Here is a 21771-nt window from a genome sequence, read left to right as displayed (position 1 = left end):
ATGACCCCTGGTGGCATATTGTAAGTTCTCGTGGCGGGGAGGGGGGATTCTCGCGTTGCCTTCGGTCTCTCAAGGCCGGGCTTGCAGGCTATCCAACAACCTTGCCGCCTGCGCCCGGCTGTCGTCCGTGCTGGGTTCGAAGCTGAATTGCGGCGCCGCGGCCAAGCGAGATAGTTGGCGTTTGTTGCTGCGCAGGTAAGCAGGGTCGTAGTGGCTTGCCAGCAGCTCGGTGAATAGGTCCAAATCCGCGGCCTGGTCGATCAGCGCATGCCAGTGGGCAATGACCGCGTTGCCGTGCAGGGGCGCCAGCTTGTCCAGCATGGTCTTGAAATCGTCGGGCCGGTCGAACAGGTGCGCGTAGTCCCGGCAGAGATAGGCGACGCGCGCGGCAGGACTGGCCGTCAGTTGTAGACAATCGGCTGCCTGCATCGCTTGCATCAGGGCCGTGGGTAGTTGCAGTTGACCGATGCGTTTGCTTTCCGCCTCCACCCAGACGACGCGGGCGGGGTCGAAACGCCGGAGTGCATCCAGCAATTGGCTGTCGAACCACTTCTGGCTGGGCTGGCGTTGGCCGGGCAGGGCGCCCAGCAGGGAGCCACGATGGCAGGCCAAGGCTTCCAGGTCCAGCACTTGCTCGCCTTCCTCCGCCAGCGCCTGCAGCAAGCGGGTCTTGCCGCTGCCGGTCTCGCCAGCCAGTACCCGCCAGCGCAATTGGCCGGGCAGCTGGGCCAGACGCTCGCGGACCTGGCCGCGATAGGCCTTGTAGCCGCCTTCCAGTTGCTGGGCCTTCCAACCGATCAATTGGAACCAGCTGCTCATCGAACCCGAACGCTTGCCGCCGCGCCAGCAATAGATCAAGGGCCGCCAGCCGGCGGGCCGGTCGGCAAACAGGGTGTCGAGGTGATGGGCAATATTGCGCGCCACCATGGCGGCGCCCAGGCGGGTCGCTTCGAATGGGGAGGTCTTGTACAGGGTGCCGACGATCACCCGCTCTTCATTGCTCAGGACCGGCGCATTGAGGGCGCCGGGGATGTGGTCCTCGGCAAACTCCAGCGGGGTGCGGGTGTCGATGAGTTGGTCGAACTCGTATAGTTGATCGAGGCGGGCGCGCAGGTTTTTCACGTGTTCGGCTGAAAATCCGATAAAAGGGTGGCCCGGATCGCCCAGACCGATGGAATAAAATGACGCAACTGAGACTCACGCAATTGTCGCATGGCGGTGGATGCGGCTGCAAAATCGCCCCCGCCATGTTGGCGGAGATGTTGGCCAAGCTGCCGGCGACGTCCGCTTTTCCGAATCTGCTGGTGGGTACCGAGACCGCCGACGATGCAGCCGTCTACCGTCTGAACGACCAGCAGGCCCTGGTGGCGACCACCGATTTCTTTATGCCTATCGTGGACGACCCCTTCGATTTTGGCCGGATTGCCGCTACCAATGCCTTGTCCGATATCTATGCCATGGGCGCTACCCCCATCATGGCTCTGGCCATTGTCGGCATGCCGATCAAGGCCATGCCGGTGGAAGCCATCCAGCGCATTCTGGCCGGTGGCGCCAGCGTCTGTGCCGAAGCCGGCATTCCCATTGCCGGCGGGCATTCCATCGACGCACCCGAGCCCATTTATGGCTTGGTGGCCATGGGGCTAGTGGCACCCGAACGTATCAAACGCAATAGCGACGCCCGAGCCGGTGATGTACTGATCTTGGGCAAGCCACTGGGCGTGGGTGTGCTGGGCAGTGCCATGAAGCAAGGCCTGCTGGACGAAGCGGGCTACCGGCAGCTGATCGCCACCACCACCCAGTTGAACCGGGTGGGCAGCGAACTGGCGGCGCTGCCGGACGTGCATGCCATGACCGATGTCACCGGCTTCGGCCTGCTGGGCCATCTTTTGGAAATGTGCCGCGGCGCCGGCTTGGCGGCCAGTCTGGATGCAGCCAGCCTGCCCTGGCTGGCTGCAGCGGCGGATTTCGCCCGGCAGGGCATCGGCCCCGGTGCAATAGAACGTAATCTGGCCAGTTTCGGCGCGGCGGTGGATTTCGATCCCGCGGTGCCGGATTGGCAACGCCGGCTGCTGGCCGACGCGCAAACCAGCGGTGGCCTGCTGCTTGCCGTTGCCCCCGATAGTGTGCCGGCGGCGCTGGCGCTGTTCCATGGCGCCGGCTTCGGCGCCGCCACGGTCATCGGCCGGATGATGCACGGCCACCCCCATATCGAAGTGCATGCCGTCCGAGCCTGACTCGGCCGACGACATAGTCCAATAGGAAATCCATGCAGCAATCCAGCAATCGACTCTTTCCGCACCGCCTAAGCACCCTGGTCCTGCTGTGCAACTTGGCCTGGCCGGCCTCGGCCGATCCAGCCGAACCCGTCGCGGCTGGCGATACGACACCTACAGCGCAACAGCCCGCCGCGCCGGAGGAAAAAATCAATGTAAGCGGCAAGCAATTGAGCGATACCGATAAGCGCCGGCACGAGTCGGTCACCCGCATCGTGTTTGGCCGCGAAGAGATCAGCCGATTCGGCGACAGCACGGTAGCCGAGGTGCTCAAGCGCCTGCCTGGCGTCACAGTCTCCGGCACGCCTGGGCGGCGCGGCGGGGAAATCCGCATGCGCGGCTTGGGCAGCGGCTACACCCAGATCCTGATCAATGGCGAGCCGGCTGCCCGTGGTTTTTCGCTCGATTCGCTTTCGCCGGAACTGATCGAGCGTATCGAAGTGATCCGCGCACCGGTCGCGGAATTCAGCGCCCAGGCGGTGGCCGGTACCATCAATATCGTGCTGCGCGAAGACGCCAAGAAGCGCAGCAGCGAGTTCAGCCTGTCCGAAAGCATCACCGACAACCATAAGCTGCAGCCGCGCTTGGGTGTGCAGCATAGTGACCGTAGCGGTCAGCTTAGCTATACCCTTGCCGGTACGGTGCAGCACTATGACCAGCTGGAAGCCGAAAGCCACCTCCGGCGTTTGCGCTTCGATCAACAGGGCCAGGTCGATTTCGACCAGAGCAGGGATAGCCAGCGCCGCTCGCGTGGCTACAGCCTGCACCTTGCCCCGCGTCTCGCCTGGCGCTACGGCGAAGGCGATACGCTGAACCTGCAACTGCTCGCCATGCATGCCCAGGACGTCGATCGGGGCGTATATCGGCAGGCACAGGTGCTGGGGCCGGTTTCCTACGATCATGCGGAGGCACGCAGCGATAATCGCAGCAATATGCTGCGCGGCACCTTGAGCCGGCAAACGCCCCTGGCAGGCGGCGGCAAGCTCAACCTCAAAGTCGGTTTCAATGGCCACCGCATGAACAATGACGAACAGCGCCTCGAACAGTTGCAGGGCCAGACCCGGCGTGCCATCGTGGAGCGTTCGTCCACCAGGGAGCATGGCTTCAGCACGGGTGGAAAATGGAACACGGCCTTGCTGGCGGAGAACCATAGCCTGGTGCTGGGGTATGACGCGGACTGGAGCCGCCGCAGCGAGGTGCAGACCCAGATGGGCTTGCGCGATAGCCGCAATCCGGATTCGACCAGCAATACCGCCGCCAGTACCCTAAGGCTGGCTGGTTTCGCCCAGGACGAGTGGGAGATCGATCCGAAGTGGTCGGTCTATGGCGGCCTGCGCTGGGAAAGCATCCAGACCCGCAGCAGTGGCGCGGATTATCGTCAGGAAAACCGTAGTTCGGTCTGGAGCCCCTCGTTGCAGACGGTTTGGCGGCTACCCGGCACCAAGCGCGACCAATTGCGTGTCAGCCTGGCGCGCAGCTACAAGTCACCCCGAGGCGGCAACTTATTGGGTAGGACGGTATTCAGCAGCGATAACGACGAATTCAATCCCGACCGGCGCGGCAATCCGGAATTGAAACCCGAGCTGGCCTGGGGCCTGGAAATGGCGGTGGAGCATTACCTGAGCCAGAACGGCCTGATCAGTGCCAATCTCTTTACCCGCCGCATCGACAATCTGGTGCGCAGTATCACTTCGCAACAGGCCGACGGGCGCTGGCTCAGCCAGCCCTACAACCTGGATCGCGCCGTCAGCCATGGCTTGGAACTGGAAGCCAAATTCCGCTTGGCCGAGCTGATGGACGATGCCCCGCCGCTGGATGTCCGCGCCAATCTCAGCCGGTATTGGTCGCGGGTGGACGGTATCCCGGGACCGGACAACCGCCTGGACGGGCAGCAGAAGTACAGCGTCAACCTGGGACTGGATTACCGCTTCAAGGCCGTGCCGCTGACCCTGGGCGGCAATCTGAACTGGGTGCCGGGTTATTCGGTACAAAGCAGCGCGAGCGAACGCCGGCGCGAGCCTGGCCGGCGGGTCGGCGATATCTACGCGCTGTGGAAATTCAGCCCGGCGGTGCAGCTGAGGCTGGCAGGCAGCAATCTGGCGCACGCGGATCTGACCAGCACGGTGGAATCCAATCGCAATGGTCTACGCAGCAACGATCGCTCCACCTCGCGCAGTTGGACCAACTGGACGGCGACGCTGGAGCTGAAGTACTGAAGCGAGGCACCGGTTAACCGGTGCCTCGCGGCTGGCTTCCGCGCTAATTGACCAGTTTTCCGCCGCTGCTGAACACCGCCATCTCCACATAGCGCGAGGCGCGGCGGGTTTTGCCGTCGAGCCGCAGCGGCACGCCGCCCATATCGCTACGGAAATCATCCAAGGCACGGCGCAAGGCCAGCGGGCTGACGCTACCGGCCGCCTGCAGCCCTTCCACCAGCAGGCGAGCCGCCATATAGCCTTCCATCGAGGCAAAACTGGCTGGCTCGTCGCGGTATTTCTTCAGCGCACCCAGGAATTCCCGGGCAACTGCCGAAGTCGGGTTGTAAGGGGAAGGGACCAGCGCGCTGACCGCCACCCAGCGAACCGCTTCGCTGCCGAGGAATTCCTGCAAGGTCTGCGGATTGATCCAGGACAAGGCGTAGAACGGCGTGCCGGGATGTTTACGTTGGTAAGCCTGCACAAAGGCCGCCGAACTGATGGTGGGCGCAGCCAGGATCACCGCCTGCGGCTGGCTGGCGGCCAATTGCTCGACCGCCTGCGCCATATTGGCTTGACTCGATAGGGTGATCTGGCCGGCCAGGCGCAGTCCATTATCGTTAAGTTGCGCAGCGATGCCGCCGGCCGCCGCCCTGCCCAGGGCATCGTCGCCGGCGACCAGGGCAATCCGTTTCAGGCCGCTGGCTCCGGCAATCCGGCTGATCTTGGCGATCTCCGCCGACGAGTCGGCCCGTAGGTAGTACAGTGGTGCATTGCCAAATGGGGCATGGCCCAAATCGATGCCGACGTAAGGGGCGACCAGCGGCGTCGCCAATTCGGCCAGCTGCTTGTCGGCCAGTACGGCGCGCACATTGTCGGCGCCAAGATAGCCGAATAGCGCCACCGGCTTGTACTGAGCCGTCAATTGGCGACTGAGCCGCACCGTATTGGCGGGTTCGCCACGGTCGTCCGCCACCAGCAGTTTGACCGGCCGGCCCGCCAGGCCGCCGCGTTCGTTGAATTGATCGAGATAGACCTGCGCGCCGGTCACGAAATCCCGGCCGGTATCGCCATTGGGTCCCGATAGGTCGGCAACCTGAACGACGTTGATGGGCAAGCCCGCGGCTGCCGGCGAGAGGGGAAGGGCTAGCGCGAAGGCCAGCAGAAGAACAGGAAAGCGCATGGCAGATCACCGGAAAATTCGAAGCCCGACCAGTTTGCCTAACGATTGTTACTGCCAGTATGTGAATGAGCGCTAATATCCCCGCAGGGGCAACGAGAGGGGAAGACGATGCGTGCTGCGCTTGGCGCTGGCGTACTGGTATGGGTGGTCTTGTTCGGTGGCGTCACCCAGGCGGCTGAGGGCCCCGATTGTTCCCGGCCGCTTAGCCTGGCCTTGCACGAACATGGTTTGCTATACCGCGCCAGCAGCAACACAGGCATAGACCGCGATGTCGCCGATGAACTGATCAAACGCAGTAACTGTTCCATCCAGGTAAGCCTGATGCCGCGTTCACGCATCTGGAAAATGCTGGAAGCCGGTGCGCTGGATTTCAGCCTGTCCGGCATCAGCAATCCCGAGCGCGACAAATTCGCCATGTTCGCCTGGTATTTCGCCAATAAATATACCCTGTTGATCCGTAAGGATGCGCGCGTCCAGCAATTGGCTGAATTTGCGCAGATACCCAAACTCAAATTGGGCGTGATCCGCAGTTTTCGCTACAGCGAAATGATGAACCGCTTTGTCGATACGCTGGCCGCCACCGAGCGGGTCATCGAGTCCACCAGCTATGATGCCTTGTACAAAAATCTGATACTCAACCGTATCCAGGCGGTGATTATCGAGCCATTCGATTATTCCGACCTGGACGACTACCAGGTGCGTGACCTTGTTAACGTCATTGCCACCGATGACGTTTCCATTCCCCACGGCTTGATCATGTCCAGAAAGACCATCAGTAGCGCTGAAGCCGAAAAATGGCGCGCCCTGCTGCTCGCCATGCGGGCGGATGGCACCCTGCAGCGTATCTTCGAGAAATACTTCAATCGGGAAGAGGCGCGGGCCATGGTGAACTGGTGAGCGGATCAGTTCGGTAAGTCTTACCCGTAATTATTGCAGGTATGGCAAGTTTGTCGGTCGCTCAGGGGCTGAATGCCCTCAAACGCAGCCATAGAGGGCTTCATCAGCCCCCGGCACGGTCATTGCAAGGCTAGAGGAGCAATGCCAGCAACGCTGGCAGCGCTTTTCGGAAACAACCTAGGAGATTGCAATGACGAACAAGCCCTCCAACCCAAGCGAAAAGCAACAAAGTCAGCAGAACGAGCAGGGTACCAATAAGCAGCAGCAACAGCAGAACGAACAGGGTTCGAATAAGCAGCAACAACAGCAAAATGATGCCGGCCGCCAAAGCGGCAGCACCGTCAAGAGCAACGAACAACCATCCACCAAGCAGCAAGGCAACCAACGCAATTGATGGGCTGTTGACGGCCGTTTATTAATGCTTGTTTAAACTAAACACCGGGGTGATTTTATGCGAGCAATCGTGATAAAACACCCCGTTTTCATTATATTCCGAATAATGCGCCTGCTTTGCGAGGGCGCCGTTGGTTCAAGCGCTGCTCAGCATGCGGAAGGGGTGCTTGAATTGACTGCAAGGAGGCCATCATGGAGAAAACCGTTCTTCCCCCGCAGCATCAAGCCCGGCAGCCGGGTATCGAGTCCGAAATGGTTCCACCGCCGCAATCGGCCATGGCCAGCTATGTCGGCAGCGGCAAGCTGCGCGGCCAGGTCGCCTTGATCACCGGCGGCGATAGCGGCATTGGCCGGGCGGTCGCCATTGCCTTTGCCAAGGAGGGGGCCGATGTCGCCATCGTCTACCTGAGCGAGGAGGGTGACGCGGCGGAAACCCGCTGCCTGGTGGAAGTGGCTGGCCAGCGCTGCCTGCTGATCAAGGGCGATATCAGCGACGAGGCCTTTTGCCGGGATGCCGTCCGCGCCACCACGGCAGGATTGGGACGGCTCGATATCCTGATCAATAACGCGGCCGAGCAGCACCCGCAGGACTCCATCGAAGCCATCAGCGCCGCCCAATTGGAGCGGACCTTTCGGACCAATATCTTTGCTATGTTCTATCTGGTCAAGGCTGCGCTGCCGTATCTCCGCAATGGCGGGCGGATCGTCAACACCAGTTCGGTAACCGCCTATCGCGGCAGCCCCAAGCTGCTGGACTATTCCGCCAGCAAGGGCGCGATCGTGGCATTCACCCGGTCCTTGTCGGTCTCGCTGCGCGACGAAGGTATTCGGGTCAACGCGGTAGCACCCGGTCCCGTCTGGACGCCCTTGATACCCGCCAGCTTCGATGCCGACGAAGTTGCCAAATTTGGTAGCAAGGCGCCCATGGGCCGAGCGGGGCAACCCGACGAGATTGCGCCCAGTTTTGTTTTTCTGGTATCCCCGGATTCGTCCTATATCTCGGGGCAGGTGCTGCATCCCAACGGGGGTGAAATCATCAACGGCTAGCGACGGCAAGGCCGGGAGAGCGGCCTTGCCGTCCCTCTATCAGCTACCGAAGTGGTAGCTCAATTGCAGCCACGCCTGGCGGCCGTGCGGGCTATAGCTGCCGACCGGATAGAAAGGCCAGCCGCCGCTTGGGTCCAGCCTTACCTTGTCCAGCACATTGTTGACGATCACGCCCACCGAACCGTTCTTGCCGAACTGGTAGCTGGCACTCCAGTTGGCCAGCACATAAGGCGATAGCCGGCCGCTCTGGTCGCCGTTCGGAATCCGGCCGTAGCGGTCCAGTTGCAGGGTGGTGCGCCAGGACTCGCCCGTCCAGCCGAGGCTGCCATTCAACTTGCTGGGCCAGTTGCTGTTCTGCATGGATTTCAACTGATCCGTTTCGGGATCCTTGCTGAACTGGCGGTAGTGGTGGCTAAGCACGCGGGTATAGCTGGCCTGGACCAGGAAACTGCCCCAGCCGGCCTTCTTCCAGCGCCACTTGCCGGTCAGGTCGACGCCGCTGGTGCGTTCATTGGCGGCATTGATGGGGTTGACCATGACTTCCCGGATGGCATTGGGCTCGAAGACCGCATTGGCGGGATTGCGGTGTACCCGCGCCAGGGCATCCAGGCACAGTACCGAGCCGGCGTCCTGTACGCCGGTGCGGCAATCGGCTTCATCGCGCAGGATGGTGTCGGCGTCCAGGTTGGTGACCAGATCCTTGATGCGGATATTCCAGTAGTCGGCCGAGATATCGAAACTGCTGGCCGGCGACCACACCACGCCATAACCGTAGGATTTGCCGTTTTCCGAACGCAACTCCTTGCTGCCGGTCTGGATATAGTTGGCGCCGGGCGACTGGTTCGCGAATTCGCAGTCGGCCAGCGGCTGGCCGCTCAGTTTGCAGCGGTAGTAGTCGGTGGAGGAAGCGTAGTAGCCGCGCGTCTTGGCGGCGTAGATATAGTTCATATCCGGTGCCCGGAAGCTGGTGGCGTAATTGCCGCGCAGCAATAGGCTCTTGGCGGGGCGATACTCCAGGCCGGCGTTGTAGGTCAGCTTGCTGTCCTTGCGGCCGGCGAAGCTGTAGTGGTCGTAGCGTCCGGCCAGGGTGGCATTCAACTGCTGGTGCAGCGGCAGGTTGAACTCCGCCCCCAGTGCGTAGCGCGAGCGTGATCCGCTGGTGATCTGCGCATTGGCACTGTTGTAGTACACACCCTGGTTGATGCGCTCGTCCGGTTGGTTGCGGAAACCTTGGCTGCCCAGCTCGGCTACGGCGGCGAGCTTGAGCGGGCCGGCGGGCAGCGCAAGCAGCTCACCGCTCCCGCTGATGCTCAGGGTTTGCGTCCAGGCCTTGTCCTTGCTGCGGGAAGCGCCGGCCAACTGGTCGAACTGCGCCGGCGTGATGGGCTGGGTAAAGCGGGCGGCGTCGGGCGCGTAGATCGCCACGCCATCGGCGTCCTCGCCCAGCTTGGGACCGAGGAAATAGCTGTCGATGGCCTTCAGGAGACGTGGGCGATTGTCCTTGCTGACATAGGAGGAAGCGCTATAGCTCGCCTCGTAATTCCAGCTGCTGGCAGCGATATCGCCGCGAACGCCGACGGCCAGGCTGGCCGCGCTGTCATCCCATTGGCGATTGAAGCGGGTGGCGCCGCCGATTTCCTCGGGCGAGAAGCGCTTGCTCCAGACCTCGTTGCGGCCGCTGTCGCGATTGAAGAAATAGCCATTGCCGGCTGCTTCCGATGTCCAGCTGGGACCGCGGGTATTGTTGCGGGTGGTATTGAAACCCAGGGCCAGCTCGCCGAATAGATTGGTCCGTTCATTCACTGCGTAGTTCAGGCCCCCGAACAGATTCTCGCTATGGTTTTCCGTCTGGGTGGTCCAGAACGAGGGGCTTGCCTGGCCGCTGGCGCAATAGGCACCTTTGCTGCCGTTGACCCGCACCAGGCTATTGCCGAAATGGCCGGCCATGCGTTGGCAGCTGTCGCCAAGGTCGATATAGCGGCCGTTGTCCACATTCTTGCGCGACAGTACGCTGGTGGGTGCGGCGCCGTGCAGGGTGGTGTCGGCCATGAAGTCCCTGTCCTTGCTCCAGATAGCGTCACGGCGGCTGATCTCGGCCGCGAAGATGGCGCTTAGCTTGCCGAATTCCGCACCGCCGCTGATCTGCACGCGCGCGTTGCTGCCACCGCCGCGCTGGGTGGTACCCACCTTCAGGTCCACGTCCACGCCGCTGGCCTGTTTTTTCAGGATGACGTTGACCACGCCCGCGATGGCGTCCGAGCCATAGATGGCCGAGGCACCGCCGTTAAGGATCTCGATACGGTCGATCAAGGCAGACGGAATATTGGCCAGATCGACGAAATTGATCGATCCTTCGTAGGCGATCGGATAGTCGGCCACCCGCCGCCCGTTCAGCAGGACCAGCGTATGGTTCGCCCCCAAGCCCCGCAGGCTGACGGCGTTGGCGGCTGGTGTGAAGGTGTTGCCGTAATCCGCGCCCTGGACAAAGCCGGTGCTTTGGGTCTGGCTATTGAGGGCGTCGAAGACGTTCTTATAGCCCTTCTTCTCCAGGTCCTCGGCCGTAATCACCGTCACGCTGGTGGGACCTTCCTGGCTGGCGCGGGCAATGCGGGAACCGGTGATGACCACTTTTTCGGTAGGGTTGTCGTCGGTATCCGCGGCCTGGGCATGCTGGCTGAGCGTGGCGATGGCGAGCGCCACCGCCGTCAAGGAATAACCTGAATTTTTTTTCAATGCTTTCTCCCCCTGAAGGCCGCCCATGACCGGGTAAAGGACGGCCGGTTTTGCTGCCGGATCGACGCCCCCAATCGGAAGGCGCCGCGCAGCTAGGAAAGATAGCAAAGCATTTAATTCTTTTTACTTATTTAAAGTACTTTCAGTATTCCATTATGGAATAATAAACTTGGTGCGCTTGTACCGTTCGCGGCCAAATCTGCTGTTTTCACTTCAATCCAGCGCCTTGGCCGCGTCGTCCGCTTCTTTGCCCAAGGTCTTGGCGCGGTCGAAAAAAGCGTCGCTGCTGGTTGTCGGCAACCAGTTGGATGGCAAGGGCACGATACGCACATCGGCGGGAATCTCGCTGTTCTGCCGGTGTGCATCGATATACCAGTCCAAGCCCCCTATACCGCCGCCGGCCAAGGCCAGCACGGCGGCCAGGGTGGCCGGCCCACGGTCGCCGTGGGCGCATAGGCGCAGGTGGCCAAACAGCAGGGCAACGGCGGTGGCGACGATGGCCAGCCAGGGCAACCAATCCGGCAGCCAGACCAGGCCCAGCGGTACCAGCAGCCAGTCGGCGAATTGTACGCACAGCAAGGCCGCGGCGCAGAGCGCCAGATGGCGGTGAAATTCGAAGTGCTTGACCAGCAAGCGCGACAGCAGCGACCAGAATCCGGCCCAGACCAGCATCGCCGCGCCCATGGATGCCATGGATAGCAACAGGGGGCTCACACCGCGGGTCTCGGTATCGACCAGCCAGTATTCGATGCCGACGGTGCACACCACCAGTGCCAGCAGCGCCCAATCGAGACCCTTCAGGCCGAATAGCTGCAGCCAGTCCCGCATGGAGCGTCGGGGCGCGTTCGCCACCTGGTAGCCAGGGGTGCGAAAACGCAGCCGGGTGTGGCCGATCTGGACGATATCGTCGGGACCGATCTCGCCGCCCTCGCCCCACTGCCCGCCGATGGCGCAGGGATGGTCGGAATCGACCACCCGAACCCGGAGGCGACCTTCAGGCAATAGTTCGACTTGAAGGTGATGGGGGGCAACCAGGGGGTCGTCCAGAATCACTTCCGTGTCGTAGCCGCGCCCCAGGGTGAGATGGTCGGCAGCCACCCGCTGACGCCGCTCCACCCGGCCGGCGCGGTCCAATTCTTCGATAAAGATGACCGCGCTCATTGCATGGCCTCCAGATACCGGCGCGCGAAGCCCAAGGCGTTCGCCTGCGTCACCCCGCCCAGTTGCAAGGTGCTCACCACGGCCTCCCTGCCGTCGCCGACGCTGACCGCCTTCAGGTAAAGGTCGTATAGGCCACCCAGCTTGCGAAACGCGCGCAGGCAAACGGCGGTCTTCAGTACGCGTCCTTGCAGCTTCACATAGGCTTGCTGGCAGGCGTAGTTGCCCAGTTCATCATCGCCATCGGCGCCGGAGGCGTTGTGGTAGGAGGCCATCCGATTGACCAGGGCGGTAAAGGCCAGCGGGTTGAGTTCACCCTTGCCATACCAGTCGTGCCGCAGCGCGATCGTGCCGGTGCTGAAGCCGTCGTCGAGATAGACATCGTCCTGATTGCTGCATTGGTAGCTGGCTTGCTGATAGCGCTGCTTGTCGCGCCGTTGGGCATCGCCCCAGCAGCGCATGAATTCGGCAAAGCGACCGGGCAGCTGGAAGCTGCCCAGTGGATGGCGCACCATGGGTTGGGCCAGCAGCTGGGTCACCACGCTTTGCTGATTGGCCAACAGCTGGTCGCGCAATACCGTCCGGCGTTCGCCCTTGGGTGCAGGCTGGGCAAGCAGGGCGGCCACATCGGCGGCGGGCACCAGAAAGGAGACCAGGTCGCCGCGCAAATCCTTGGCGACATTGACGCCGACCAGCCGGCCGGCGGCATCGATGGCCGGGCCGCCGCTCATGCCCGAATTGATCGCGCCGGTGAAATGAATACGGTCGTGAAAGGTATTGCCGACCAGGCCGTTGTAAGTCCCTTCGACGATGGTGAAATCGAGGTCGTTAGGCACGCCCAGGGAATAAAGGCGCTGGCCCTTGGGCGGGGGCGAGCCGGCCAGTTCGAACGCCGCCGGCAACGCTTGGGCGGGAACCAGCACAGCCAGATCATGGACGGCATCGAAGGCCAGCAGCTCGGCCGGTATCACCCGGCCGTCGACCAGCTTCAGTTCGGCCTTATGGTGCCTGGGCGCCATCACCAGCTTGGAAATCACGTGGTAATTGGTCACGATGCGATCCGCCCGGCCCAGGGCAAAGCCGCTGCCATAACCGACGCGGCTGCCGGCCGACAGGTCGATTACCTGAACCTGCGCGATGCGGTCTTTGAAATGTTCGAAAATTTCCTCGGTCGCGGGCGCGGCATGCGCCAGCGTGCCGATCAGCAAGAGCAGAAGAAATCTGAACAGCCAGTGCGGTGACGAATTCATAGTGGCAAGTAACATGGTAAAGGCGGCATTCTATGCTGTTGTGGCTGCAAGGACTGCGCACTTTGCTACGGTTACAATACCGAACTTTGCGAACCCCCGACTGCAGACCGACGACGCAGCACGGTGGTTCCCTACCCCTCTTAAAGGAGCCCGATGTGGCCGGAAGCAGTTTGCTGACTCTGTTGGATGATATCGCGCTGGTGCTGGATGACGTGGCGCTGATGACCAAGGTTGCCGCCAAGAAGACGGCCGGGGTGCTGGGCGACGACCTGGCCCTCAATGCCCAGCAGGTGGCCGGGGTTCGCGCCGAGCGCGAATTACCGGTGGTGTGGGCCGTGGCCAAGGGTTCATTTCGCAACAAGCTTATCCTGGTACCTTCGGCACTGGCGATCAGCGCCCTGGCGCCTTGGGCGGTCACGCCGCTGCTGATGCTGGGCGGCGCCTATCTGTGCTTCGAAGGCTTCGAAAAAATCATTCATCCGCTGCTGCATGGCAAGGAAGAGGCGGCGGCCGAGCATCTGGCGCAAGTGGAAGCACTGGTCGATGAAAACGTCGATATGGTGGCTTTCGAGCAGGACAAGATCCAAGGCGCGATACGTACCGACTTTATCCTGTCGGCGGAAATCATCGTGATCTCGCTAGGCACGGTGGCGACCGCGCCCTTTATGCAGCAAGTGGCGGTGGTGGCCGGGATCGCCCTGATCATGACGGTGGGCGTATACGGGCTGGTGGCCGGCATCGTCAAACTCGACGATGGTGGTTTGTATCTGAGCAAACGGTCCGGCAGCGGCGCCCTGGATGGGGCTTTGCGCAGCTTCGGCGGCCTTTTGCTACGCACCGCGCCCTATCTGATGAAGACCCTGTCGGTGGTCGGTACCGCCGCCATGTTCATGGTCGGGGGCGGCATCCTCACCCACGGCCTGCCCGGCGCGCATGAGCTGATCCACCACTGGACCGAGGCGCTGGCCGTGGTGCCGGTACTGGGCACGCCCTTGGCCTTTATTGCGCCCACCGTAATCGACGGGCTGGCCGGTATCGTAGCCGGTGCGGTGGTGCTGGCGGTGGTCAGCGGTATCGGCGCCGTGGTTTCCAGGCTGCGGGGTGGGCCTAAGGCCTAAGCTTGGCCTCCGTACCGCTTGAGGATGTCCTCGATACGCCTGGCGACCGCCGGTTTGAGCAAGGCCTTGTCCAGGTACTCGGCGATTTCCGTCGCCAAGGGATGGCTGAGGCGCACGCCTAGATGGAACGGCACCTCGGCGGCCACATAGGGCGCGGGAATCGATACCACCTGGCTATGGATGCCGAGCTTCTTCAGGCGCCACAAGGTGACCAGCGGGCTGAGCGAGACATGCAGGTCGCCCCGTTCGGCCATCACCATGCGGAAGATGGCGTCGTGGCCAGGTGTCCATTCCACGCTGGGAAAATCCTTGAGCGCTTGCTCCGCCCACTGGTTGCCCTTCTGGTCCACCAGATGGAAGGCCTTCAAGGCGTCCCGCGATCGGATCGCCTCCAATTCGGCCCGGCGTGGATGGCGGGCCGAGAAGAACAGGTGGGGAACCAGGGTCGTCACGGCCACCCGGTTGAACACGGCGTATTGCTTGCGCTCGGCCGAGGCGAAAGTACACAGGGCATCGGCCTCGCCCTGCTGCACCATCGCCTGTACCCGCCGCCACGGCAAGCCCTGCTTGCCGGCCAGGATGCCGGGTATCTCGGCCAGGAGGGGATCGAGGATTTCCGGCAGGATTCCCAGGACTTGGCCGCCGCCTTGCTGCGGGTCGATATACGAGTAAGGCGCGTAGTCATCGTTGTAGCTGACCAGCAAACGTTCGGGCCTGCTGGCGGCGGTCAGGAACGGCACGCTCCCCAGCATGCGCAACAAGTGGCGACGCTGCTTATTCATGGCGGATCCACACGGCATCACGATGATGCAGTATAGGCATGGCCATTTAATCGTCGATCTGCTGCAGCAGGTACAAACGCTGATAGATGCCGCCGTCGATTTCCATCAGTGCCTCATGGCTGCCCTGTTCATCGATATGGCCATGATTGAGTACGATGATGCGGTCCGCATCGCGGATGGTGGATAGCCGGTGGGCGATGGCGATGATGGTGACCTTGCCGCGCAGTTCCGCCAGGGCAAGTTGCACGACCTGTTCCGTCTCGGAGTCGATATGGGCGGTCGCTTCGTCCAGGAACAGGATGCGGGGCTTGCCGGCCAGCGCCCGTGCGATGGCGATCAATTGCTTTTGGCCCACCGACAGCCTTGCTCCGCCTTCGCCCAGCGGCGTGGTGTAGCCCTGCTCCAGTGCCAGCACGAAATCGTGGCAACGGGCGGCGCGGGCGGCGGTTTCGATTTCGGCATCGCTCAAGCCGCGACCCATATCGATATTCTCGCGCACGCTGGCGGCCAGCAGAAATGGCTCCTGCGGCACCAGGCCCACATCGGCGCGGAAGTCCTCGTCGCCGAAGTGCGCCAGGGGAACGCCGTCCAGCTGGATGCTGCCGGATTGGGCGGTATAGAAACGCAAGAGCAGGCTGAGCAGGGTGGATTTGCCGCTGCCGGTATGGCCCACCACGCCATAGAAAGCACCGGCGGGGATGGTCAGGCTGAGGTCGTGGATCACCGGCCGGTCAGGCGTATAGCCGAACTTCAGTGACTGGATATCGATACGGCCCTGGCTGATTCGCACGCCGCCGGCGGTGGGGTCGGAGCGAGTTTCGTTCAATAGGGTATTGACCCGTGCCGCCGCCACGACGGCCTGCTGCAACTGGCTGAACTGTAGCGTGATCTGGATCAGCGGATCGACCACCCGGCCGATATAGCTGACAAAGGCATACAGGATGCCCACTTCCAGGCCGCTGAGGCGGCGCTGGCCGAAGCTATAGATCACCACCACCAGCAACAGCACATTGAGCAGGTCCAGCATGGGCCGCAGCAGCCAGGCATTCGCCCGCAATTCCGCCAGGCGGGCACCGTAGTGCTGTTGGTTGGTACGGCCGAAGCGGTCGCGAAAGCGGGTCTCGGCATTGCTGGCCTGCAGGACCGCCATGCCGGCGATGCTTTCGGCCATCTGTGCGTTGATATCGCTGCGGCGCTCGCGGGCCAGTGCGACGGCGGGCGCGCTCCAGCGCTGGTAGAACCAGACGATGACCACCACGGCCGGCACCAGCACCGATACGATCAGCATCAGCCGCCAATCCAGCCAGGCCATCGCGATCAGCGCCCCGGTCAAGACGATCAGGCTATCCAGCATCACGAACAGCACCTGTACATACAGATTCTTCACCTGCTCGGTATCGTTCGTCACGCGGCTGACCAGTTGGCCGGTGATCGCCTTGTCGAAGAAGGCCATCGGCAGCCGCAATACATGGCCATACACCGTCTCGCGCAGGCGGCGGACCGAGCGCATCGCGACACCGGCCAGCCGGGTCAGCTGCCGATAGCGGATGATGCTGGCCAGGCAGCCGACCGCCAGCACGCCGATCAGCAACAGCACGATGCGCGGCCAGTCCAGCTGGCGGGGCAATAGATGCTGGTCGATAAAGTGCTTGCCCAGCAACGGGCCCAGCGCCTCCAGGCCTGCCGCCACGATCAGCCAGGCGGTGCCCACCCAGAGATGCCTATGCTCCGGGGCAGCCGCGCGGCGTAGCAAGGCTATGGCTTGCCACTTGGTGTTGGCTTCAGAGCGCATCGAGGCTGGCCTCCAGTTGTTGATAGCGCCATTGCGCGGCATACCAGCCGTCGTGTTCCAGCAAGGCGGCGTGCCGTCCGGTTTCCACGATGCGGCCGTGCTTGAGCACCAATATCTGGTCGGCATCCATCACGGCGCTGAGCCGATGGCTGACGATGATCACGGTGCGGCCCCGGCGCGCCTCGCGCAGATGGCTGAGGATATCGGTTTCGGTCTGGGTATCGACCGCGGACAAGGCGTCGTCGAGCAGCAATAAGGGTGCATCCATCAGCAGGGCGCGGGCGATCGCCACGCGCTGGCGCTGGCCGCCGCTCAGGGTCACGCCTTTCTCTCCGACGGGTGTCCGATACCCCTGCGCAAAGCGCAGGATATCGTCGTGGATGGATGCCAGGCGCGCGGCCCGTTCGATCTCTTCCTGGCTGGCATTCGGTTTGCCGAGGGCGATATTGTCGGCAATGCTGGCCGAGAACAGGAAGGGCTCCTGCGGGACCCAGCTGATCGCGCCGTGCAAGGCCTCCAGCTGATAGTCGGACAAGGCTGTGTCGTTCCAGCGGGTGTCGCCGGATTGCTGGGCATATTGCCGCAGGATCAGGCGGATGATGCTTGACTTGCCTGCGCCGGTCGGTCCGACCAGGCCGAGGGTCTGGCCGGCGGGCAGCGTGAACGAAACCGACTGCAAGGCATCCGCCTGTTGGCCGGGATAGTGGAAACCCACCTTGTCGAAGCTCAGCAGGCCAGGCCGGATATCGGCTTGGCGGCCTTGGTCGGCGATCGTCAAAGGGGCATCGAGCACGGGCTGCATTCGGTTCCAGGCGGCGCGGCCGCGTTCGATCAGCGACATCACCCAGCCGGCGGCGAACATGGGCCAGATCAGCTGGCCCAGATACATGCTGAAGGCGGTCAGCGCGCCTATGCTCAACTGTTGCTGCCAGACCAGGTAGCCACCCAGCGCCAAGGTCAGCACCGAGGCACTGACCAGGGTCAGGCCTACTGCCGGCTCGTAGGCGGCTTCCCAGCGCTGCGCCCGCAGGCTGGCCGTGGCGGCGTTTTCGGCCAGTTCGGCGAAACGCGCGGCCGAGCGGGCTTCCAGGCCCAAGGCCCGAATGGTGCGCACACCGGACAGGGTTTCCTGCACATGGTCATTGAGCTGGCTGAAGCATTCCAGGGAATCGTGCGAGGCACGATGGATCTGGTTGGAGATATACCAGAAGCTCAGCGCCATCAGAGGGAAGGGGGTCAGGGCCACCAGTGCCAGGCGCCAATCTATCCCCAGGGTCATCATGGCCACGACCATGACCAGGGTCAAGGTACCGTCGAAGCCGGCCAGCATGGCTTCGCCGGACGCCATCTCGACGGCATCCACATCATTGGTGGCCAGCGCCATCAGGTCACCGGTGCGCTGCTGTTGATAAAAGCTCGGACCCTGCAAGGACAGGCGCCGATACAACTGGGTGCGCAAATGCACGCCCAGCCGGTAGCTGGCGGCGAAGAGCTGCAGGCGCCAGCCCACCCTGAGAAAATAGATGCCCAGGCCGGCCAGCAATAGCACGCCCAGGCGCAGCAGCAGCGGTTCGCCCGACAGTTGGCCGGCCACCAGGCCATCCACCACCGAGCCGACCTGGCGCGGGATAAATACCGTCAGCGCGCCGACACAGGCCAGCATCAGGGCGGAAAGAGCGTAAGGCTGCCAGTGTTGCCGCACGAACTGGCCGATCAGGCGCGATAGAGTCATCCGTAAAACCTTGCAGGGGCGGCGGAGTGAGGGGCGGAGATCGATTCTAACGGGACGGGCATTATATAGCGCGGACTTGTATTGCGCTTTGCAAGGCCCCGCGCATTAAACGCAAAACGGCACCCTAGGGTGCCGTTCGAATGCATACAGTAGCGCTTAGCGGCGGTACTGTCCTGGGCGACGTGGCGCGCCGCCAGGGGTGGCACGTTCGTCCTTGTGCCGGAAGCTCACGCGCGCCTTGGTCAGATCGTAGGGCGACAGCTCCACGGTCACGCGGTCGCCGGTAAGGATACGAATGCGGTGCATACGCATCTTGCCGGACACATAGGCGATCAACTCCATGCCGTTTTCCAGTTTTACGCGAAAACGCGTATCTGGCAGCACTTCGGTCACGCTGCCTTCCATTTCAATCAGTTCTTCTTTTGCCATGCGGATAATTTCTCCTGGCGTTGGCTCCGCCCCGACAGGCTGGCCCAACACGCTGGGTTAAAGGGTCTGATACTGCACTGCCCGGCACGGAGTCTCCCGCTTCGGGTCCAGACATCGAATACAACCGCCCCACCCCGATTGCGGCGCGTTTGGGCGCTGCCATCGAAGGGTAAAGGCTTGACTGAGCTGGTAGATGTGCGGGCCGGCATGTGCCGTGAGACAAGCTGAGTTGAAACTGCAAGGCATAAACCGTCGGGTCGCATCAACCGGTATTATACAACGTTCTTGGCGGAATTCCCGAGCGATATCACGGAGATATTGTCAAGCGCTGTCCGCGGGCATGCTACGGTAGCCCATGCCCGATTGGTTCGGCGAGTTCGCCATGCTAGTATTCTCGGATATTCCCCAGCCCGGAACCCCGCCGATGTAAGTTCCTCTTGGACGCGTACGTACCTCTTAGCCAACCGCCGCCACTGCGCCGCGGTTCGCCTTATCGCGTTTCAAGCAAGGACAGAATATGAACCAGCCTACTACGTCGGCCGCACCGGCTACGCTCGCCCACTCCGAAGAGTACTTCGGTGACTACCGCGACTTCTGGTGGAATGCCGATTTCCTCGAATTGATGGCACGCCGCTGGCAGTTGAAGCAATACCGGACCCTCCTGGACGTCGGTTGCGGTCAGTGCCACTGGAGCCGCCTGCTGCTCCCCCATCTCGATAGCCACCCCGAAATTACCGGCCTGGACCGTGATCCGAAATGGGCGGCCGGCGATGTCAAGTTGTGCGACGAATTCGCGGCCAAGGGTGCCACGCTAAATTTTCGGCAGGGCGATGCCCAGCAGCTGCCGTTCGCGAACGATAGTTTCGACGTGGTGACCTGCCAAACGGTGCTGATCCACCTGGCCGACCCTTTGGCGGCATTGCGCGAAATGCACCGAGTCGTCCGGCCCGGCGGCATGGTGATCTGCAGTGAGCCCAGCAATCTCGCCAATGCCGGCATGGCGGAAGCACCCGACGACTTATCCAGTTCGGCCGAGCGGGTAGCCGACTACCGTTATCGGTTGCTGTGCGAAATCGGCAAGCGCTTGAGCGGGGAAGGGGATTCCTCGCTGGGTGATCGTTTGGCTTACCTGTTCCAGCAGGCCGGCTTCGAGGCAGTGCAAAGCCATCTTTCGGACAAGGCCGCGCCATCGTTGCCGCCGTACCTGGGGTTGGAGCAGGCAGCCAATCTGGACGAACTGCTCGACGGCATGTCGGCAGCGCGTTGTGCCGTGTGGGATGAGCACGTGCGCCGCTGGTCCGCGTACCTTGATGCGGCCGATGCGGCTTTCGTGGCCGGCTATTCGGCACAGCGAGCCGAGCGTTACAAAAGAACCCGGTCCTTGGTCGATGCCGGCCGCTACTGGTCGGGCGGTGCAACCGTGATGTATCTGATTTCGGCGCGTAAGTAATCCGGCTTAGGCAAGTAGCAAGGGGCTGGTAGTTCCTGCACCAGCCCCTTGCCGCGCTTAGACTACCGCCACCCGCGGCAGCAATTTGCGCAAGCTCAGCGCCAGCACGACGGCGATCAGCAGGATGGACGCCAGCAGGGCGACCACGCCATGCCAGCCATCCACATGCCACATCAGTCCCGATGCCGATCCGAGCAGGCTGGAACCGAGGTAGTAGGCGCATAGATAGAGCGAGGAGGCCAGGGTGATGGCGTGGCTGGCGCGGCGGCCCACCCAGCTGCTGGCGACCGAGTGGGCGCTGAAGAAGCCGAAGGTGAACAGGGCGATACCCACGATGATCACCGGCAGGCTGGGAGCCAGCGTCAGCAACAGGCCGGTAGCCATGGCCGCAACCAGGATCCACAGCACGTGGCGGCGGCCAAAGCGGTCCGCCAGTTTGCCGCCCCAGGTGGAGCCGAACATGCCGACCAGATAGAGCGAGAACACCAGGCCGATCTGCCCCTGGCTGAGGTGGAACGGCGCGGCGGCGAGCCGGTAGCCGAGATAGTTGTATAGGCTGACGAAACAACCCATCAGCAAGAAGCCCAGCAGGAAAAGCCAGGGCAGGCCCTTGTCGCGGCAATGCGCTTGCAGGTCGCTCAGCATGGTGCGGGCATCGAAACGGCTGGGATGGAAATGCCGCGAAGGCGGCAGGCAGCGCTGAAAGCATAAGGCCGCCAGCACGCCGACAATGCCCAGCGCGGCCAGCGCCATGCGCCAGGAAGACCAGTCGGTCACGGTGGCGGCGACCAGTCTGCCGAACAGGCCGCCCACCGCATTGCCCGCGATCAGGAGGCCCATGGCCCGACCCAGCGAGCCCGCTTCGACCTCCTGGCTGAGATAGGCCATGGCCACCGCCGGCAGGCCGGCCAGGGCCAGCCCCAGCAAAGCCCGTAATACCAGCACGGTGCCGTAGTTCGGTGCGACCGCCGCCAGCAGTGTCAGCAAGGCCGACAGGACCAGTGACCACAGCATGGTCGGCTTCGGGCCGAAGCGCTGCGCCACGATGCCGGCCGGGATCAGCCCCAGCGCCAAGGCGCCGGTAGCGGCGGAGATGACGCCGCTGGCGGCCGCCGGCGACAGATTGAAATCCGCCGAAAAGACCGGCATGAGCGGTTGGGGGCCATACAGCATGGCGAAGGCGGAAAGCCCGGAAAAGAACAATGCCAGGGTGGCGGACCGATAGGCGGCGGTGCCGGCCCTTAGCGGCTCGGTGCTTGTGGCGTCGGCGGCGGGAGGGGCGGTCAGCGGTGAGGGGAGGGCAGTGGTCATGGGATCGTGTGGCGCTACGCGCAGTGAG

The 21771-nt window shown here is 62.8% G+C and carries 17 protein-coding genes; 7 read left to right on the top strand and 10 right to left on the bottom strand.

The window, feature by feature from the left end; genetic code table 11:
• Positions 1-69: 69 nt before the first annotated feature.
• The gene (gene mnmH, locus FNU76_RS07220; RefSeq protein WP_144277563.1) at positions 70-1122 is read right to left on the bottom strand and encodes a tRNA 2-selenouridine(34) synthase MnmH; all 1053 of its coding nucleotides are present in this window, start codon (positions 1120-1122) and stop codon (positions 70-72) included.
• Between the two features lie 59 nt (positions 1123-1181).
• On the opposite strand from mnmH, the gene selD reads away from it, so the two are divergent.
• Together selD and FNU76_RS07210 are read left to right on the top strand one after the other, a co-directional pair.
• The gene (gene selD / locus FNU76_RS07215) at positions 1182-2234 is read left to right on the top strand and encodes a selenide, water dikinase SelD (protein WP_144277562.1); all 1053 of its coding nucleotides are present in this window, start codon (positions 1182-1184) and stop codon (positions 2232-2234) included.
• Positions 2235-2266: 32 nt separating this feature from the next.
• Entirely contained in the window at positions 2267-4489 is a 2223-nt protein-coding gene (locus tag FNU76_RS07210; RefSeq protein WP_144277561.1) for a TonB-dependent receptor plug domain-containing protein, read from the top strand.
• A 43-nt stretch (positions 4490-4532) separates the two neighbouring features.
• Here FNU76_RS07210 and FNU76_RS07205 read toward each other — a convergent pair whose 3' ends face one another.
• Positions 4533-5651 (bottom strand): ABC transporter substrate-binding protein, encoded by a 1119-nt coding sequence (locus tag FNU76_RS07205; protein ID WP_144277560.1) that lies wholly within the window; start codon positions 5649-5651, stop codon positions 4533-4535.
• A gap of 108 nt (positions 5652-5759) precedes the next feature.
• On the opposite strand from FNU76_RS07205, the gene FNU76_RS07200 reads away from it, so the two are divergent.
• The 3 genes from FNU76_RS07200 to FNU76_RS07190 all read left to right on the top strand — a co-directional run bounded on the left by FNU76_RS07200 (position 5760) and on the right by FNU76_RS07190 (position 7988).
• Positions 5760-6548 carry a substrate-binding periplasmic protein gene (locus FNU76_RS07200; RefSeq protein WP_144277559.1) on the top strand — a complete coding sequence of 263 codons (789 nt, stop codon included), beginning with the start codon at positions 5760-5762 and terminating at the stop codon, positions 6546-6548.
• 190 nt (positions 6549-6738) lie between these two features.
• Entirely contained in the window at positions 6739-6942 is a 204-nt protein-coding gene (locus FNU76_RS07195) for a hypothetical protein (RefSeq protein WP_144277558.1), read from the top strand.
• A gap of 191 nt (positions 6943-7133) precedes the next feature.
• A complete protein-coding gene (locus FNU76_RS07190) occupies positions 7134-7988 on the top strand; it encodes an SDR family oxidoreductase (protein ID WP_144277557.1) in 855 nt (284 codons plus the stop codon).
• A 39-nt stretch (positions 7989-8027) separates the two neighbouring features.
• Here FNU76_RS07190 and FNU76_RS07185 read toward each other — a convergent pair whose 3' ends face one another.
• The 3 genes from FNU76_RS07185 to FNU76_RS07175 form a co-directional block, all read right to left on the bottom strand.
• Positions 8028-10721 (bottom strand): TonB-dependent receptor plug domain-containing protein, encoded by a 2694-nt coding sequence (locus tag FNU76_RS07185; RefSeq protein ID WP_223879256.1) that lies wholly within the window; start codon positions 10719-10721, stop codon positions 8028-8030.
• Between the two features lie 213 nt (positions 10722-10934).
• Entirely contained in the window at positions 10935-11882 is a 948-nt protein-coding gene (locus tag FNU76_RS07180) for an FHA domain-containing protein (protein ID WP_144277555.1), read from the bottom strand.
• The gene (locus tag FNU76_RS07175; RefSeq protein ID WP_144277554.1) at positions 11879-13144 is read right to left on the bottom strand and encodes a S1C family serine protease; all 1266 of its coding nucleotides are present in this window, start codon (positions 13142-13144) and stop codon (positions 11879-11881) included. Before FNU76_RS07175 ends, FNU76_RS07180 begins: the two co-directional genes overlap by 4 nt.
• 140 nt (positions 13145-13284) lie before the next feature.
• On the opposite strand from FNU76_RS07175, the gene FNU76_RS07170 reads away from it, so the two are divergent.
• A complete protein-coding gene (locus tag FNU76_RS07170; RefSeq protein ID WP_144277553.1) occupies positions 13285-14247 on the top strand; it encodes a DUF808 domain-containing protein in 963 nt (320 codons plus the stop codon).
• Here the strand turns inward: FNU76_RS07170 and FNU76_RS07165 are convergent.
• The 4 genes from FNU76_RS07165 to infA form a co-directional block, all read right to left on the bottom strand.
• Positions 14244-15029, bottom strand: coding sequence for a type 2 periplasmic-binding domain-containing protein (locus FNU76_RS07165; RefSeq protein WP_179958381.1), 786 nt, complete (start codon positions 15027-15029; stop codon positions 14244-14246). The genes FNU76_RS07170 and FNU76_RS07165 overlap by 4 nt on opposite strands.
• Before the next feature lie 46 nt (positions 15030-15075).
• Positions 15076-16821, bottom strand: a complete 1746-nt coding sequence (locus FNU76_RS07160) for an ABC transporter ATP-binding protein (RefSeq protein WP_144277551.1) — start codon at positions 16819-16821, stop codon at positions 15076-15078.
• Positions 16811-18553 carry an ABC transporter transmembrane domain-containing protein gene (locus tag FNU76_RS07155; RefSeq protein WP_144277550.1) on the bottom strand — a complete coding sequence of 581 codons (1743 nt, stop codon included), beginning with the start codon at positions 18551-18553 and terminating at the stop codon, positions 16811-16813. The genes FNU76_RS07160 and FNU76_RS07155 overlap by 11 nt, the downstream gene beginning before the upstream one ends.
• 156 nt (positions 18554-18709) lie before the next feature.
• A complete protein-coding gene (gene infA, locus FNU76_RS07150; protein WP_144277549.1) occupies positions 18710-18982 on the bottom strand; it encodes a translation initiation factor IF-1 in 273 nt (90 codons plus the stop codon).
• Positions 18983-19499: 517 nt separating this feature from the next.
• On the opposite strand from infA, the gene FNU76_RS07145 reads away from it, so the two are divergent.
• On the top strand, positions 19500-20432 hold the full coding sequence (locus tag FNU76_RS07145) for a class I SAM-dependent methyltransferase (protein WP_144277548.1): 933 nt from the start codon (positions 19500-19502) through the stop codon (positions 20430-20432).
• A 57-nt stretch (positions 20433-20489) separates the two neighbouring features.
• Here the strand turns inward: FNU76_RS07145 and FNU76_RS07140 are convergent, their stop codons facing one another.
• A complete protein-coding gene (locus FNU76_RS07140) occupies positions 20490-21743 on the bottom strand; it encodes an MFS transporter (RefSeq protein WP_144277547.1) in 1254 nt (417 codons plus the stop codon).
• Between the last annotated feature and the right edge of the window lie 28 nt (positions 21744-21771).

This window comes from Chitinimonas arctica, from assembly GCF_007431345.1.
Classification (GTDB): Bacteria; Pseudomonadota; Gammaproteobacteria; order Burkholderiales; family Chitinimonadaceae; genus Chitinimonas; species Chitinimonas arctica.
This window is presented reverse-complemented; position numbering and strand designations above follow the sequence as displayed.

Excerpts from the sequence above, each read along its gene's own strand:
- selD (WP_144277562.1), top strand. The coding sequence starts at position 1,182 with ATGACGCAACTGAGACTCACGCAATTGTCGCATGGCGGTGGATGCGGC.
- FNU76_RS07210 (WP_144277561.1), top strand. The coding sequence starts at position 2,267 with ATGCAGCAATCCAGCAATCGACTCTTTCCGCACCGCCTAAGCACCCTG.
- FNU76_RS07205 (WP_144277560.1), bottom strand. The coding sequence starts at position 5,651 with ATGCGCTTTCCTGTTCTTCTGCTGGCCTTCGCGCTAGCCCTTCCCCTC.
- FNU76_RS07200 (WP_144277559.1), top strand. The coding sequence starts at position 5,760 with ATGCGTGCTGCGCTTGGCGCTGGCGTACTGGTATGGGTGGTCTTGTTC.
- FNU76_RS07195 (WP_144277558.1), top strand. The coding sequence starts at position 6,739 with ATGACGAACAAGCCCTCCAACCCAAGCGAAAAGCAACAAAGTCAGCAG.
- FNU76_RS07190 (WP_144277557.1), top strand. The coding sequence starts at position 7,134 with ATGGAGAAAACCGTTCTTCCCCCGCAGCATCAAGCCCGGCAGCCGGGT.
- FNU76_RS07180 (WP_144277555.1), bottom strand. The coding sequence starts at position 11,882 with ATGAGCGCGGTCATCTTTATCGAAGAATTGGACCGCGCCGGCCGGGTG.
- FNU76_RS07175 (WP_144277554.1), bottom strand. The coding sequence starts at position 13,144 with ATGTTACTTGCCACTATGAATTCGTCACCGCACTGGCTGTTCAGATTT.
- FNU76_RS07165 (WP_179958381.1), bottom strand. The coding sequence starts at position 15,029 with ATGAATAAGCAGCGTCGCCACTTGTTGCGCATGCTGGGGAGCGTGCCG.
- FNU76_RS07160 (WP_144277551.1), bottom strand. The coding sequence starts at position 16,821 with ATGCGCTCTGAAGCCAACACCAAGTGGCAAGCCATAGCCTTGCTACGC.
- FNU76_RS07155 (WP_144277550.1), bottom strand. The coding sequence starts at position 18,553 with ATGACTCTATCGCGCCTGATCGGCCAGTTCGTGCGGCAACACTGGCAG.
- infA (WP_144277549.1), bottom strand. The coding sequence starts at position 18,982 with ATGGCAAAAGAAGAACTGATTGAAATGGAAGGCAGCGTGACCGAAGTG.
- FNU76_RS07145 (WP_144277548.1), top strand. The coding sequence starts at position 19,500 with ATGAACCAGCCTACTACGTCGGCCGCACCGGCTACGCTCGCCCACTCC.
- FNU76_RS07140 (WP_144277547.1), bottom strand. The coding sequence starts at position 21,743 with ATGACCACTGCCCTCCCCTCACCGCTGACCGCCCCTCCCGCCGCCGAC.